The organism is Ruegeria sp. HKCCA5839 (assembly GCF_013035585.1).
GTDB lineage: Bacteria > Pseudomonadota > Alphaproteobacteria > Rhodobacterales > Rhodobacteraceae > Ruegeria.
On the sequence record NZ_WQIE01000006.1, the window covers coordinates 121647 to 137313 of the forward strand.

The window sequence follows — 15667 nt, forward strand, 5'->3', positions numbered from 1 at the left end:
CCAAGTATCAGAGCCTGAATGACCCAATCCAACGACATAACCGGTTACAAAGACATCAAGCAGACCGTGCTGGAGCGTATCCGCTCGGGCGAATGGCAACCCGACACATTGCTGCCCAACGAAGAAGAGCTGGCGACCAGCTTTTCCTGCACCCGCACAACGGTAAACCGCGCGTTGAGAGAGCTGGCCGAGGAAGGGTATCTGGAGCGACGACGCAAGGCCGGAACCCGCGTGTTGCGCGCGCCGCAGAGGCAGGCCAAATTCACTATTCCGCTCGTGCGCGATGAAGTCACTGCGGCTGGTGGCGTCTATCGCTATGCCCATGTCTCAACCGAAATTCTCGACGCACCGGAATGGCTATGCGCGCGTCTGGCTCTGCGCAAAGGTCAACAGGTTGCCCATGTGCGCTGCATGCACTTTTCCGGGAACACCCCGTTCCAATTCGAAGACCGCTGGATCAATGCCGCAAGCGTGCCGCAGGTTTTGGCAGCCGATTTCGCCGAATTAGGCCCGAATGAGTGGTTGGTTCAGACCGTGCCTTTCACCAATGTCGAGCTGTCCTTTCTGGCCAGCCGCGCCGATGAAACGGTTGCCGGTTTTCTTGACCTTCCCAAAGATGAGCCGGTTTTCACCGCCGAGCGGATCACCTGGCTGCAGGGGGCGCCAGTGACTTTCGCAAAGCTCTATTTCGGCGCAGGGTACCGGATGACCACTCAAATCTAAGGACTTAGGCCCGCAGAGGAACACGGCCTTGATCCGTCAAAAGCCAGCAGTCTTTGCCTTCGAAGACTGCGACGGAAACAGGATGGCCATAGCCAGCACCTGTATCCAGATTGACCCGGTTGCCATAATGCGTAGCTGCATCAACAGGGGTGTGACCGTGTACTATCAACTTAGGATGCGCTCCGATAAAATTGTGGAACTCCTGCCGAATCCAAACCAGATCGTTTGCATTTTGCGCACTCAAAGCGACGCCTGGTCGAATTCCCGCATGTACAAAAGCGAGGTCTGGCGTTTGATGCATCAGCACCAGATCCCGCAGGAATGCCTCGTGTGAGTAAGGAACGGCAGCTTTCGCCTTCGCGTGCAAATCCTCAAGCCGGATCTGCCCCTCGAACTCAACACCATAGCTCTTGAGCGTCTCGATCCCGCCCAAGCGGTCATGCAGCCAATGGTAGCCGACCAACAGATGCGGATCATGACGTGGGATATCCTCCATGAACCAGGCGAACATCCTGTCATGATTGCCGAGAAGTGTAATCCAGTTGCGCCCGGCATCCTTGCCACAGATCAGACGGTCGATTACGCCAAGACTGTCCGGTCCCCGGTCAACGTAGTCACCCAGAAAAACAACCCGTGCGTCCGGCCCGCCGTCTTCCGAGATCAGCGACATCGCACGATCAAACTCGGCCGTTTGCCCATGCAGGTCACCAACTGCGTAGATCGGGTTTGTCATGGGGCATCCTCAACGGTTTGAATGGTTGCTTTCTGACGCAAATCCTATTGAGAAAAAAGACAATGCCCGCTCTGGGTTCAGAGCGGGCATGAAACTGTCTCAGAAACTCAACAGCTTGGGTCAGGCCACATCGAACTGCAGCGGTTTGATCTGTGTGAACAGCCCTGTCTCAGCCAGTTTGGCGCGTGCCTCTGCAGGGACAGGCTCGTCCACATAGAGCAACGCAATCGCTTCCCCGCCTGCGGCGGCGCGGCCCAGTGTAAAGTTAGCGATGTTCACGCCGTGCTCGCCCATCGTCTGCCCCAGCGCACCGATAATACCCGGTACGTCTTCGTTGGTGGTATAGAGCATATGAGCACCGACCTCGGCATCGATGTTGATACCTTTGATCTGGATAAAGCGCGGTTTTCCGTCGCTGAACACGGTGCCGCCAATCGAACGCTCGCGCTTTTCGGTCACGACGGTCACCTTGATATAGCCCTCAAATGCACCGGATTTGTCCTGGTTGGTGGTCGAGATCTGAATACCGCGTTCTTTGGCAACAACAGGGGCCGAGACCATGTTTACCTCGGGGTTGAACTTTTTCATGATACCCGCCACGACCGAACAGTTCAGCGCGGCCAGGTTCATCTCGGCAGCGACCCCGTCATAGAGGATGTTGATCGCTTTGATCGGCTCATCCGTCATCTGACCGATGAAGCTGCCCAAATGACCGGCCAGCTTGATCCATGGGCCCATGACCTTGGCTTCTTCCGCCGTCACGCTGGGCATGTTGAGCGCGTTTTCCACCGCGCCGGTCAGCAGATAGTTCGAGATCTGCTCGGCAACTTGCAGCGCCACGTTTTCCTGTGCCTCGGTTGTCGCCGCACCAAGGTGCGGTGTGCAGACCACGTTGGGCAGGTTGAACAGGGCGTTTTCCTTGGCCGGTTCTTCGCTGAACACGTCAAAGGCCGCGCCGGCGACATGGCCCGATTGCAGCGCTTCGGCCAGAGCCTCTTCGTCCACCAGACCACCCCGGGCACAGTTGACGATACGCACGCCCTTCTTGGTCTTGGCCAGGTTTTCGCGGCTTAGGATATTCCGGGTCTGATCGGTCAGCGGCACATGCAGAGTAATGAAATCGGCGCGCGCTAGCAGCTCATCCAGTTCCACCTTTTCCACACCCATCTTGGCGGCTTTCTCTTCGCCCAGATAGGGGTCATAGGCCACGACCTTCATCTTCAGGCCCAGCGCGCGTTCACAGACGATACCGCCGATATTGCCCGCGCCGATGACGCCGAGGGTCTTGTTGGTCAGCTCGATCCCCATGAATTTGGACTTTTCCCACTTGCCCGCATGGGTCGAGGTTGAGGCTTCGGGGATTTGCCGTGCGACCGCGAACATCATTGCAATCGCATGTTCAGCCGTGGTGATCATGTTGCCAAAGGGCGTGTTCATCACGATCACACCCTTTTTCGACGCCGCTTCCTTGTCGATATTGTCAGTGCCAATCCCGGCGCGACCGATGACTTTCAGCTTGTCGGCCTTTTCCAGGATGGTCGGTGTGACCTTGGTGGCCGACCGGATGGCGAGACCGTCATACTGACCAATCACCTCGGCCAGTTTGTCTTTGTCCTTACCCAGATCGGGCATGAAATCCACGTCGATGCCGCGATCCCGAAAGATCTGCACGGCGGTTTCGCTGAGCTTGTCAGATACGAGTACTTTGGGGGCCATAATCTCTGGTCCTTGAATTGTATGGAAAGTCCGGGCCAGACGCGGCCCGGAAAAAAAGGTCAGGCGGCTTCGCTTTGCGCTGCGATCTCAGCCTCAAACGCCCAGGCCAGCCATGGCAACATCGCCTCGATATCCGAGGTCTCAACCGTGCCGCCGCACCAGATGCGCAGGCCCGCGGGCGCGTCACGATAGGCGCCGATGTCCAGCGCGATGTTCTCGGCCTCCAGCCGTTTGGCCACGGCCTTGGCAAAGCTTGCGCCATCTTGGATGCGCGGGTCGGTGAATTTGAGGCACACAGAAGTGTTGGATTGCGTCGCTGCGTCTTCGGCCAGGTTGGCGATCCAGTCGTTCTGGTCACAGAACGCATGTACCGCACCGGCATTGGCGTCGGCCCGAGCGATCAGGCCTTGCAGTCCACCGACCGAGCGCGCCCAGTCTAGCGCGAACAGATAATCTTCGACCGCAAGCATCGACGGCGTGTTGATCGTTGCACCTGTAAAGATGCCTTCGATCAACTTACCACCTTTGGTCAGGCGGAAGATCTTGGGCAACGGCCAAGCGGGGGTGTAGCTTTCCAACCGCTCAACAGCGCGGGGGCTCAGGACGATCATGCCATGTGCGGCCTCGCCACCCAGCACTTTTTGCCAGCTGAACGTGGTCACATCCAGTTTGTCCCAGGGCAGGTCCATCGCAAATGCGGCGCTTGTGGCGTCGCAAATGGTCAGCCCGGCGCGGTCATCCGCGATCCAGTCGCCATTCGGCACCCGAACGCCCGAGGTGGTGCCGTTCCAGGTAAACACAACGTCATTGGCGAAATCGACCGAGGCCAGATCGACGATCTGCCCATAATCAGCGGTTTTGATCTCGGCGTCGATCTTGAGTTGTTTGACCACATCGGTCACCCAACCCGCGCCAAAGCTTTCCCAGGCCAGCATCTCGACCTTGCGTTCGCCCAACAGCGACCACATCGCCATCTCGACCGCACCGGTGTCCGAGGCGGGAACGATGCCAATCTTGTAGTCAGCCGGAATGCCCAGCACCTCACGCGTGCCCTCGATGGCGGCTTTCAGCTTGTCCTTGCCGACAGCAGCACGGTGCGAGCGGCCCAGCGCGGCATCGGCCAGTTTATTCAACTCAAATGTAGGGGGTTTGGCGCAGGGGCCCGAGGAAAAACGCGGATTCGTCGGCCGCATATCAGGTTTGCGCACGGCATTGCGCGACGCCGGTTGTTCGATAGTCATCTGTATTACCCTTCCAGATACACGCCCCTCGTTGGGGAGGGGTGTCCCACGGGCAGAGCTATGCTGCGCGCGCAGCGTCAGCAAGCAGAAAAGACGGTTCATTCGCCGAAAACGACACGGCTCGTGACAAAAATCGCGAACTGAAGTTTCCGATAGGCGCAAATCTCTGCCGGACATGCGCCTTATCTGAAAGGTTTACGTAAGGCGCACCGCCTCGCCCGTGCTCAGCGACTGTTGCGCGGCAAGACCCATCCGAACGGCCCAGATGCCGTCCTGCAATGTCACGTCCGGGCGCGCGCGTTGACCGCGCAGCAGTTCCAGAAACCCCTGATGCTGATAGAAGGTCGATCCGTTATGATCCCCAGCCGCCAGCAATTTGGGATCAACCGGAATGTCTTTTGACACCGGCCCTTTGGGCGCACGCGGGCTGACGATGAGCTGCGGAACAGGCGGTTCACCCAGATCTTCGGGCCAGAACCGGCCAGGACCCGGCACCAGTGCCTCAATCTTGGCCTGTACGCCCACAGCCGAAATTTCTTCCTGATAGCGCGCGCCCTCGGCGAACATGCACAGCTCTAACATGGCCCGCGTTCCGTTCGCGAAATCGACCATCACATAGCCGTGGTCCAGAATGTCGGGCACTTCGCCATCATAGCTTTCATCCAGATGGTTAACAGCCTGTCCGCCGCTGGCCGTGACCCGCACCGGATCAGACTGAAGGATCAACCGCATCAGGTCGAAGAAATGGCAGCATTTCTCGACAAAGGTTCCGCCGGTGTTGCGGTTGAACCGGTTCCAGTTCCCAACCTTCTCAAGAAACGGAAAGCGGTGTTCGCGGATCGACAGCATTTTGACACCACCCGTGACGTCCGCTTGATCAATCAGCGCCGCAATGGGCGGCATATAGCGATACTCCATCGCCACCCAGATCGGATGGGGATAATCCCGCGCCAGTGCCTCAAGCCGCGTTAAATCCTGCGGATCGGTGAACAGGGGTTTTTCCACCAGCAACGGCAACGGGCGCGTCGCAGCAATGTCGCAGATCTGATCGACATGCAGGTTATTTGGGCTGACGATGACAACACAATCCAAATCTTCGACCGCAAGCAGATCTTGCACCGACCCAACAAGTGCCGCATCCGGGGCGATGGCCTGCGCGGTTTGGGCCATTTCGGCATCCGGCTCATAAATCGCCGAGACGCGCGTGCCCTCAAGCAAGGCGATGTTGTGCAGGTGCTCTTGCCCCATCATGCCGCATCCGATCAGCCCATAGTGGATGGTCCGGGTCATGGGTGTTTCCTTTTACTTCAAACGTTGGACATAGGTGGCCCGATCAGGATCGAACCATGTTTTTGAAAACTCGACGGGCTCTGCCGTTTCCGACCAGCTGAACCGCTCGATATACCCTGCGATTTGGCCTGCACGTTTGGTGAAACCATCCGGTGTCCAGTCGGGCAGCGCCTGGATCGACACCCGGTCCTCGGCCCGCGTGATCCAAAAGCCCAACTGGTGCTGGTAATAGCGATAAAGCGAGTCCGAAAGCAGGCTCTGGTCGATCAGGCCAACTGATTCGTCCAGCCAGATTTCTTCGACCGCTATAATTGTGTCATTCAGATAGCGCATTCGGCGCACGCGCGAGCCGTGCTGCGACGTCCCGAATTGCGGCAGGTCCGCTGGCTTCTGCAAATGATCGACCGACAGAACATCCGCGCGCGGCAGGCCACCGCCTTCGGGTAGTTCCAGACGGAACATGGCATAGACACTGTTTTGCGTGCCAGAGTCGCGCACATAATTGCCCGAGCCCTGAATACGCTCCAACATGCCTTTTTTCTCAAGCTCGGCGAGCGATTTTCGCAACGTCCCGACTGAGACCTGAAGCTCTGCCGCCATGTCGCGTTCTGGGGGCAAACGCTCACCGTCAATCAAGCGACCAGCGGCGATGTCGCGGATCAGCAATTCCGCGATCTGCACATAGATCGGCAGTGCGTTTGGGTTTCGGCTGTTGGGGGACACGTGCGGGCGCTTCACTCTGTCGCGGAAAAAATTGATACACTATTGATCTACATCAATGTGATTGCTACGCAAGAGAAAAAGCAAAACCGCACGGAGCCACGTTTAAATGACCATCGTCCCCATTACATCGCCCGATCTGGACGCGGCCGAGGTTTCCTGGTTTTCCGCGCTCTGCTCGGACGATTATCAGTTTCTGGGCGTGCCCGATGGGGATCTGCGGTCCAGCTGGGACCATTGTTCCAGCATCGTGAAAGAGGCCGAAGCACAGGGCTTTCGCAACATCTTGTGCCCGTCTTCCTATCAGGTTGGGCAAGACACGCTGAGCTTTGTCGCCGGTTGCGCGCCGATCACTGAAAAGATCAACCTGCTGGCGGCTGTACGCTGCGGCGAGATGCAGCCCATCATGCTGGCCCGCACCATCGCGACGCTGGATCACATGCTCAAGGGTAGGCTGACCGTCAATATTATCTCATCCGACTTCCCTGGCGAAAAAGCTGACAGCGCCTTCCGGTATCAACGCTCGCGCGAAGTGGTCGAGATTTTGAAACAGGCCTGGACGCAGGATGAGATCAATCATGCAGGTGAGGTCTATAGTTTCTCGGGCCTGACCACAGACCCGGCCCGACCTTACCAGACAGGCGGCCCGCTGCTGTATTTCGGGGGCTATTCCCCGTCTGCGCTGGATCTGTGCGGCGAGCATTGCGATGTCTATCTGATGTGGCCCGAAACCAAGGATCAGTTGGCAGAACGGATGAAGGCCGTTCATGCGGTGGCCGAGAACTACGACCGCACGTTGGATTACGGGCTGCGCGTGCATATGATCGTGCGCGACACCGAGGCCGAGGCGCAGGAATACGCGGATTACATTGTGTCCAAGCTGGATGACGAATATGGCCGCGCGATCCGCGAACGGGCGCTGGATTCCACATCTCTGGGTGTGGCGCATCAGGCCAAGAACCGCGATCTGGCGGATGAATATGGCTATGTCGAGCCAGGGCTTTGGACTGGTGTCGGACGGGCACGGTCCGGCTGTGGGGCGGCGTTGGTTGGGTCAACCGATCAGGTCATGACCAAGATTGAAGAGTATCAAAAGATGGGCATCCGCGCCTTTATCTTCTCGGGCTATCCGCACCTTGACGAAGCCAAACACTTTGGTGCGCGCGTACTGCCTAATCTGAAAACCTGCTCGCTGCCTGTAGAATACGGTCGCGTGCCTGAAACGACCCCGGCGACACCGCTGGGCAACGGAGTTCGTCGCTGATGCAACGTGTGAAACTATCCGACACGCTGGAAATGAGCCGCCTTGTCTATGGCATGTGGCGGCTGGGCGACGATACCGATACGTCGGCAAGTCATGTCGAGGCCAAGATCCAAGCCTGTCTGGATCAGGGCATCACCACTTTCGATCAGGCCGATATCTATGGTGGCTATGCCGCCGAGGCCGTTTTGGGTGCGGCCTTGCGCGCCAATCCGGCATTGCGGCAACGGATGGAGATCGTCACCAAATGCGATATCGTCGCGCCGATGGGTCGCTATGCGCACGCCAAGGTCAAATATTATGACACCTCGCGCGCCCACATCCTACAATCCGTCGACACATCGCTGTCGGAAATGGCCACCGATCATATCGATCTGCTGCTGATCCACCGGCCTGACCCGTTGATGGATCATCATGAAACCGGTGCGGCTCTTGATGAGGTTGTGGCCAGCGGCAAGGTCGGCGCCGTTGGCGTGTCGAACTTCCGTCCGTGGGACTGGTCGCTGCTGCAATCGGCGATGAAAAAGCAACTTGTGACCAACCAGATCGAAATCTCGCTGGGTGAGATCAGCCCGTTCACCAACGGAGATCTGGCTTTCCATCAACAACACGGCCATCCGATCATGGCCTGGTCGCCCTTGGGCGGTGGCCTTTTGATGGCCGGAAACCCGCCCGTCGGTATTGTCGCAGACGAAATCGCTGCCGAGTTCGGTGTAGACCGCGCCGCCGTTGCCGTGGCCTTCCTGCTGGCTCATCCTGCAAGTATTCTGCCGGTTCTGGGCACCAACAATCTGGACCGGATCAATCGCGCCACAGACGCGCTCAAAGTCAAACTGGATCGGGAAAGCTGGTACCGCCTTTATGAGGCGGCGCTTGGGCATGAGGTACCGTGATGAACGCAATCTCGAAAGACATGAACCATACTTTTGTGCCGCATAAGGATGACACACGCACGTTGCGCGACGCGTTTGGGCGCTTTGCCACCGGTGTGACCATTGTGACCTGTGACAGTGATGATGGCCCGATCTGCATCACGGCCAACAGCTTTTCGTCTTTGTCCCTGGACCCGCCGCTGATCATGTGGGCGGGCGACCGGAACTCGCGCCGGTTCCCCTATTTCCACAAAGCGCGCCATTTCACCGTTCACGTGCTATCGTCGGAACAGGCCGAGCTGTGCTTTGGCTGCTCGAAGAACGCTCACGCTCTGCGCGACATCCAGCATGAGCGGTGTGCGAACGGAACACCGCTGCTGCCAGATTGTCTGGCGCGGTTCGAATGCGAACAACACGCCTATCACGATGCGGGGGATCATGTGATCGTGGTGGGCAAAGTCCTGAAGGCCAGCATGAGCGATGGAGACGCGCTGACCTTCTATGCCGGGAAACTCGGCCAATTCGCGCAGCACTAAGCGCGATCTGACGGTTGCGGGTGATACCCGCAGCCAAAAAAGGGAGGATCCGCATGGGCGGACTGGCATCGGTGCTTGCGCCGATTGCATTCGTGAACGAAACCGTGCTGCGTATTGGCCGCGCGGTTGGCGTTGTTGCGATTGCACTCATGGTCATCGCAATCCTGATTCAGGTGTTCTTTCGATACGTGTTAGGCAACGCCTTGCCCTGGCCGGATGAGGCGGCGCGTTTCTGTATGTTGTGGATGACCGGCCTCATGGCCCCCACTGCGTTCCGGCGCGGCGGCTTTGTGGCCATCGACATGTTGCCCCTGATGCTTCCGCGCGTATTGGGCCAGCTTTTGATGCTGTGCCTGCTGCTCGTTTCGCTTTTGGTCCTACTGGTGGCCGTCAATATCGGCTGGTCCGAGGTCACAGGCTTTGGCGGCAAGTTCGCCACCGCAGCGCTCTATCTGCCTACATCAATGGGCTTTGACGAATGGTATCGCATCCCGCGCAGCTGGATGATGGCCTCATTGCTTGTGGGCATCGTCCTGCTGGTTGCCGTGAATATCGAGTTGATCCTGCGCGCGATCGTGACGCTTATGGGGGGCAAGGACCTGCTGCCCGAAATTGCAGATGCACCGGTGGGGGCTGAATAGATGCTGATCTGGTTCCTGCCCACCTTCCTTGTCTTTCTGATGATCGGCCTGCCGGTCTTTTTCGCGCTTCTGGCCGCACCCGGTATCCTGCTGTGGCTGAACGGGCAGACAAACGACATCACGCTGCTCTATCGCAATGTCTATAACGGCATGGACAGCTTTCCGCTGATGGCCATCCCCTTCTTCATGCTGGCCGGAGAGCTGATGAATCGTGGCGGCATCACCATTCGACTGGTTGAATTCAGCCAAGCCCTGATGGGCCACCTGCGCGGCGGGCTGGCGCATGTGAATGTGCTCAGCTCAATCCTCTTTGCCGGTCTCTCTGGCTCGGCGGTGGCCGATACCTCGGCCCTTGGGTCTATGCTGATTCCGGCGATGGAGAAACAGGGCTATACCCGTAAATTCGCCGCCGCCATCACCGCCGCAAGTTCGGTGATCGGACCGATCATTCCGCCTTCGGGGATCATGATCATCTATGCCTATGTGATGGGCGAAAGCGTCGCCGCGCTGTTCCTGGCGGGCATCGTGCCCGGTGTCATGGTTGGCGTTGGCCTGATGCTGATGATCAAATTTATGGCCGACAAATACGACTTTCCTGTCGCCAGCCGCAAATACTCCTGGCCCGAGCGCGGGCAGGCCAGTCTGAAAGCCTTCTTCCCGCTGTTGACCCCGGTGATCATCCTGGGCGGCATATTGGGTGGGGTATTCACCCCGACCGAAGCTGCCGCCGTTGCCGTGGGATATGCCTTTATTATCGGTTTCTTTGTGCTGCGCACGCTGACCTGGAAAGAGGTTCCCGAAGTGCTTAGCAATGCGGGCCTGACCTCGGCTGTTGTGCTGCTGCTGGTTGGGGCCGCGATGGCGTTCAAAACGGTGGTCAGCCTCAGCCACGCGCCCGAGCAATTGGCTTCGCTGATCCTGAGCCTGTCGGAAAACCCGCTGATCCTGCTGTTCCTGATCAACCTGCTGCTGTTCATCGTCGGCATGTTCCTGGACGCAGGCCCGGCGATCATCATTCTGGGTCCTATCCTTGGCCCCATTTTCACAAGCCTCGGCGTCGATCCGATCCATTTCGCCATCATCATGAGCGTGAACCTGACCGTGGGTCTGGCCACGCCACCGATGGGGCTTGTGCTGTTTGTGGCCGCAGCCGTCTCACGCGAAAAGGTCGAAACCATCGCCAAGGCGATCCTGCCATTTCTGGCTGTCGAAATTATCGTGATCTTCCTGATCACATATATCCCCGCAATATCCATGACGATCCCGAGGATAACGGGATTTGCCAACTAACTGAGTTTCACAGGGAGGAAACGCATGCTCAGAAACTTCATCAAATCCGCAGCGGTGGCGACATCGCTGGTCGCCGCTTCAGCGGTGGCCGCAACAGCAGCCGACTATACGCTGCGCGCCACGGCCAACTCGAATGAAAACGACGAAGACTATGACGGTCTGGTTGTTTTCAAGAACTATGTCGAAGCAGCCTCGAACGGCGCTATCGAGGTCGAGCTGTTCATCGGCACCCAGCTGTGTTCGAATGGTGCGGAATGCCTGCAAGGTGTCGCGGACGGCACCATCGACATCTATATTTCCACCTCGGGCGGTGCCTCGGGGATCTTTCCTTACGTGCAGGTTCTGGACCTACCCTATCTGATGGCGGATGACCGCATTGCCGAGCATGTACTGTCGGGTGATTTCACCCGGACCATGCGCGATATGGCGCTTGAGGATTCCGGCGGCGCGATCCGTCTGATGACTATCGGCAACACCGGCGGCTGGCGCAACTTTGCCAACACGCAGCGCCGCATCGCTGACCCTGCCGACATGGAAGGGCTGAAAATCCGCACCGTGGTGGCCGACCTGCCGCAAGAGTTGGTCAAGGCTCTGGGCGCCTCGCCCACCCCGATCCCGTGGCCGGAACTGTTCACCAGCTTCCAGACCGGTGTGGTCGAAGGCTCCAAGAACGGGATCACCGACATCATGGGCATGAAATTCCCTGATGCGGGCCTGCAATATGTCACGCTGGATGGCCACGCCTATATGGGCGCGCTGTGGTGGATGAACAACGCCAAGTTCCATGAGATGCCGGAAGACATGCGCCGCGTGGTGGTTGACGGCTTCTATGCGCTGCAGCAGGCCACCTTTGCCTCACCCAAGCGCAAATCGATCCAGGCCTATGAAGACTTTGTTGCTGGCGGCGGCGACCTCTATGTTCCCACGCCCGAGCAGAAGGCTGCGTTCAAAGAGGCGGCAACACCAGTTTATGATTGGTTCCAGTCCAACGTAACCCGCGGGGATGAGATCTTTGTGGCTCTGACCGAAGCGGTCGCGGCAGCCGAGGCTGATGTCAACGCGTCACGCGATGCGGATCTGAACTGATCTCGTGGGTCGGGCCTTCGGGCCCGGCCTTTACCGAAACGGGTACATCCACCCTTTGTAATCATTCACCAGCACATGCGCCCTTTCGATCTGCTCCGGCGACATTTTCTTGACCACTTCTTCCAGGCTGATCGCCGCATCGGGATCGCCCCCGATCGCGCTGAGCGTGTACCACATATAGGCGCGCACCAGATCGGGCGCAGGCATGCCCAAGCCCACCTCGTAATACCATCCGACACCGGATTGCGCCCCCGGATGCCCTTTCATCGAGGCGCGCAGATACCATTCAAAGGCCCGCTCGTAGTCCTGTTCGACCCCAAGGCCCAAGCCGTACATCACACCGATCAACTCTTCAGCCTCGGCATTGCCCGAGCGCGCGGCGGGCAGCAATTCCTCGCGCGCGGCTTCAAATTTCCCCTCTTCCATCAAATCGCGCGCCTGTTCCAGTTCGGCCAATGCGGGCGTCGTGAAAAGGCAAAGGGCAAATACAAGCTGGCGCATGGATTGGGTGCTTTCCTGATTGCCGGGACCGCCGCAGCCCAAGACCTGCCGCGCCCGCTGAGTGATGATGATTTCCTGTCCTTTGATATGGAACAGGCCGCGATTGGTCATCAACTGTTTTACGACCCGATCCTGTCGGGCAATCAGAATATATCCTGCGCCCATTGCCACCATCCTGATTTCGGCACTTCTGATGGCCTGTCGCTGGGCATTGGCGAGGGTGGGCAGGGTCTAGGCCCGGACCGCACGCCCGGCACCGGGGCGGACAGGATCCGCAAACGCATCCCGCGCAACTCGCCCGGCTTGTGGAACCTTGGCGCCAAAGACCTGCACACCGTGTTTCATGACGGGCGGCTCAGCCTGTCTGATGTCTATGGCAACGGCTTCAACTCTCCGGCGCAGGAATGGCTGCCCGATGGGCTAAATTCGCTGCTGGCGGCGCAGGCGCTGTTCCCGCTCACCGCACAATTCGAGATGGCCGGGAATGTGGGTGAAAACCAGGTGACCGGCGCGGTTGCCGACCGGATTGATCTGGGTTGGCCGATCCTGGCCAAGCGAGTGCGCACGGATCCCCGCTACGGTCCGGCCATGGTCGCGGCGTTTGATGAGATCGACGCGACCGAAGACATCACCATCACCCAGATCGCCAACGCGCTGGCCGCGTTCATGGCCATCGAATGGCGCAGCACCGACAGCCCGTTTGATCGCTATCTCGCGGGGGACGAGACGGCGTTATCCGCATCTCAAAAAGACGGGATGCGGCTCTTTTACGGCAAGGCACAATGCGCCACCTGCCATTCCGGCCCGCTGATGACGGATCAAGCGTTTCACGCACTCGCCCTGCCGCCTTTCGGCCCCGGACGGACCCGCCAATGGGATCCATATGCCCGCGATGTCGGGCGGATGGGCGAAAGCAACCGTCTTGAGGACGCCTATCGGTTCCGCACCCCGATGCTGCGCAACGTGGCGCTGACGGCGCCCTATGGCCATAACGGCGCGTTCCCCGATCTGGAAAGCATGATCCGCCACCATCTGGACCCGCAAACAAGCTTTGCAGAATGGACACCCCAGATGGCCGACCTGCCAGACGTGCCTTGGCTGCAAACCGCAGATTTCGTGGTGTGGCAGGATCAGCTTGAACTGCAACGGGTGCAGAGCAAAGTCGACATAGAGCCAGTGCAGCTGACAGATCAGGAAATCGACGCTCTGGTCGCCTTCCTGAACGCGCTGACAGGAACCAGCACCGACACCCCGCCCTTTGGCGTTCCCGAGGGGTTTGAGCCCTAAGAAGACAAAATCCCGCCTTCGAGCACCAAACCTTTGCAGCAAATGGTGCAATTAACGATTGTCGAACTCGAAGCTTAATGTCCGTTGCGAGCCCAGTTTGTCCGATGCTGCGCAGCGGATGAATGTCCGATCAAGGAAATGACGATCCGAGACAATCGTAAGAAATTTGGCTAATCTACCTCCAACCAAGGGGGGGGACGGACATGGCGCAACAACAAGCTTTTCCGCAACAAAGCGGACAAGACATGGCCTGTGGCTGGGGTTTCGAGACTTGGCTCCAATACAAGGACGGCTTCGAACTTCGTCACTTTTGCGCATTTGAACTGTTGAATGACAAGCGGGGCCTCGCTTGCCTGACCGACTACCACCGGAGGCTGGTTGAGGCGGCTGTCGAAAATGGGTTCGGCGTCATAAACGACGGCCTTCATTATCGAGCCAGCCGTGACTGGGGGGAACTGATCGGCTTTTCAAAAGAAGCCCTCGCAGAAATCAATATTCGTGGGATCGAGTTCTACAAGGATTTCGCTCGCGAGTATCAGAGCGACACAACGCCTATGCTGATTGGCGGTAGCATCGGGCCACGTGGAGACGCCTATGAAACCGGTCGGGTAGAAAATGCCGCTGAAGCCGAAGACTATCATTCAGAGCAGATCATTACACTCAGGGACGCCGGGGCCGACTTTGTTACCGCCGCGACATTCTCAAGTGTTGAAGAAGCTATCGGATTTGCGCGCGCTGCGAAAGCTGCCGACATCCCTAGCGTCGTTTCAATGATCGCGAAGTGTGGACGACTTAACGACGGCACGGCGCTGGCCGATGCGGTGACAAACATTGATGCCGCCACGAGCAACGCGCCGCTCTACTACATGGTTAACTGCGCCCACCCGACCGAGTTCGAGCCTGGATTGACCGAAGGCGATTGGACCAACCGACTTGGAGGCTTTCTGCCGAATGCCGTTGCAATGGAATTGCTCTCTCTTTGCAGCCTTGGTCACCTTGAGGATGGCGATCCGGAAGAATTGGGAGGGCAAATGGCGGCACTTTCCAAACGGTTTCCACATGTGCACGTTTGGGGTGGGTGTTGCGGCACTGACGGTCGCCACATCGGGCAAATCGCCAGGCAAGTCAGCGAGGCTCGGAAATCAGTTGCAGCATAAGAGACCTGTATGATCACCTTTCGAAACGCACAGCTTGCCGATGCGGATCGCTGCTTCGAGATCGAGACCGCCGCATATGAAGGAGACGAAGCTGCGACCCATGCGAAGATCTCCAAACGTATCGAGACCTACCCGGAGGGTTTTCTGATCCTTGAATTAGACAATAAGATATGTGGTTTCATCAATTGTGGATGCGCGCATAACGTCGAAATGTCAGACGAGGAATTCAAGGAGCTCATCGGCCATGATCCCGATGCACCGAATGTTGTCATCATGTCCGTGGTCGTCGACCCTGCCGCACAAGGAAGGGGTCACTCTCGGGCGCTGATGGATGAGTTCATCGGCCGAATGCGTGAGATGGACAAAAAAATGATCTATTTAATGTGCAAAGAGCATCACGTACCGCTCTATGAGAAGCTTGGTTATCTGTATTTGAGACAGTCTGCCTCAACCCACGGAGGATTGACTTGGCATGAGATGAGCATGCGCCTTTGAGTTTTGAACTAGTTTTGAGCGCGAAAGCAGACATTTGAAGCAAGAGAGCGAACGGCAGCAAAGTCCGCCGACCGGACCTGCACACTCCGCTCCCGGAGATCTCTCCGGAAGCTTTTGA

At 58.1% G+C, this 15667-nt stretch carries 16 protein-coding genes; 10 read left to right on the forward strand and 6 right to left on the reverse strand.

Features of this window, described 5'->3' with window-relative positions; translation table 11 throughout:
• Window positions 1-18 precede the first annotated feature (18 nt).
• Window positions 19-723, forward strand: coding sequence for a GntR family transcriptional regulator (locus GOV38_RS16215; RefSeq protein WP_171209147.1), 705 nt, complete (start codon window positions 19-21; stop codon window positions 721-723).
• 4 nt (window positions 724-727) lie between these two features.
• On the opposite strand, the gene GOV38_RS16220 is transcribed toward GOV38_RS16215, so the two are convergent.
• From GOV38_RS16220 to GOV38_RS16240, 5 genes are all read right to left on the reverse strand, one after another.
• Window positions 728-1456 (reverse strand): metallophosphoesterase family protein, encoded by a 729-nt coding sequence (locus GOV38_RS16220; protein WP_171209148.1) that lies wholly within the window; start codon window positions 1454-1456, stop codon window positions 728-730.
• A gap of 120 nt (window positions 1457-1576) precedes the next feature.
• Entirely contained in the window at window positions 1577-3172 is a 1596-nt protein-coding gene (serA, locus tag GOV38_RS16225) for a phosphoglycerate dehydrogenase (RefSeq protein WP_171132079.1), read from the reverse strand.
• Window positions 3173-3231: 59 nt separating this feature from the next.
• The gene (locus GOV38_RS16230; RefSeq protein ID WP_171209149.1) at window positions 3232-4413 is read right to left on the reverse strand and encodes a phosphoserine transaminase; all 1182 of its coding nucleotides are present in this window, start codon (window positions 4411-4413) and stop codon (window positions 3232-3234) included.
• 195 nt (window positions 4414-4608) lie between these two features.
• Window positions 4609-5703, reverse strand: coding sequence for a Gfo/Idh/MocA family protein (locus tag GOV38_RS16235; protein WP_171209150.1), 1095 nt, complete (start codon window positions 5701-5703; stop codon window positions 4609-4611).
• Between the two features lie 12 nt (window positions 5704-5715).
• The gene (locus GOV38_RS16240; RefSeq protein ID WP_171209151.1) at window positions 5716-6426 is read right to left on the reverse strand and encodes a GntR family transcriptional regulator; all 711 of its coding nucleotides are present in this window, start codon (window positions 6424-6426) and stop codon (window positions 5716-5718) included.
• A 106-nt stretch (window positions 6427-6532) separates the two neighbouring features.
• Between GOV38_RS16240 and GOV38_RS16245 the strand changes: the two genes are divergently transcribed.
• From GOV38_RS16245 to dctP, 6 genes are read left to right on the forward strand one after another with little or no spacing between them, the layout of a single operon-like run.
• Window positions 6533-7687, forward strand: a complete 1155-nt coding sequence (locus tag GOV38_RS16245) for an LLM class flavin-dependent oxidoreductase (protein ID WP_171101506.1) — start codon at window positions 6533-6535, stop codon at window positions 7685-7687.
• Entirely contained in the window at window positions 7687-8577 is an 891-nt protein-coding gene (locus GOV38_RS16250) for an aldo/keto reductase family oxidoreductase (protein WP_171209152.1), read from the forward strand. The genes GOV38_RS16245 and GOV38_RS16250 overlap by 1 nt, the downstream gene beginning before the upstream one ends.
• The gene (locus GOV38_RS16255; RefSeq protein WP_171132072.1) at window positions 8577-9092 is read left to right on the forward strand and encodes a flavin reductase family protein; all 516 of its coding nucleotides are present in this window, start codon (window positions 8577-8579) and stop codon (window positions 9090-9092) included. Before GOV38_RS16250 ends, GOV38_RS16255 begins: the two co-directional genes overlap by 1 nt.
• 53 nt (window positions 9093-9145) lie before the next feature.
• Window positions 9146-9733, forward strand: coding sequence for a TRAP transporter small permease (locus GOV38_RS16260; RefSeq protein WP_171209153.1), 588 nt, complete (start codon window positions 9146-9148; stop codon window positions 9731-9733).
• A complete protein-coding gene (locus GOV38_RS16265; protein ID WP_171209154.1) occupies window positions 9734-11023 on the forward strand; it encodes a TRAP transporter large permease in 1290 nt (429 codons plus the stop codon).
• Between the two features lie 24 nt (window positions 11024-11047).
• On the forward strand, window positions 11048-12109 hold the full coding sequence (dctP, locus tag GOV38_RS16270) for a TRAP transporter substrate-binding protein DctP (RefSeq protein WP_171209155.1): 1062 nt from the start codon (window positions 11048-11050) through the stop codon (window positions 12107-12109).
• A gap of 30 nt (window positions 12110-12139) precedes the next feature.
• Here dctP and GOV38_RS16275 read toward each other — a convergent pair whose 3' ends face one another.
• Window positions 12140-12610, reverse strand: coding sequence for a tetratricopeptide repeat protein (locus tag GOV38_RS16275; protein ID WP_171101519.1), 471 nt, complete (start codon window positions 12608-12610; stop codon window positions 12140-12142).
• A 3-nt stretch (window positions 12611-12613) separates the two neighbouring features.
• Between GOV38_RS16275 and GOV38_RS16280 the strand changes: the two genes are divergently transcribed.
• From GOV38_RS16280 to GOV38_RS16290, 3 genes are all read left to right on the forward strand, one after another.
• Window positions 12614-13897: a cytochrome-c peroxidase gene (locus GOV38_RS16280; protein WP_254430569.1), complete on the forward strand. Its 1284-nt coding sequence runs from the start codon at window positions 12614-12616 to the stop codon at window positions 13895-13897.
• A gap of 203 nt (window positions 13898-14100) precedes the next feature.
• Complete coding sequence (locus tag GOV38_RS16285) at window positions 14101-15054, forward strand: homocysteine S-methyltransferase family protein (protein WP_171209156.1); 954 nt, start codon at window positions 14101-14103, stop codon at window positions 15052-15054.
• Window positions 15055-15063: 9 nt separating this feature from the next.
• Window positions 15064-15549 carry a GNAT family N-acetyltransferase gene (locus GOV38_RS16290; RefSeq protein WP_171209157.1) on the forward strand — a complete coding sequence of 162 codons (486 nt, stop codon included), beginning with the start codon at window positions 15064-15066 and terminating at the stop codon, window positions 15547-15549.
• The last annotated feature ends 118 nt before the right edge of the window (window positions 15550-15667 follow it).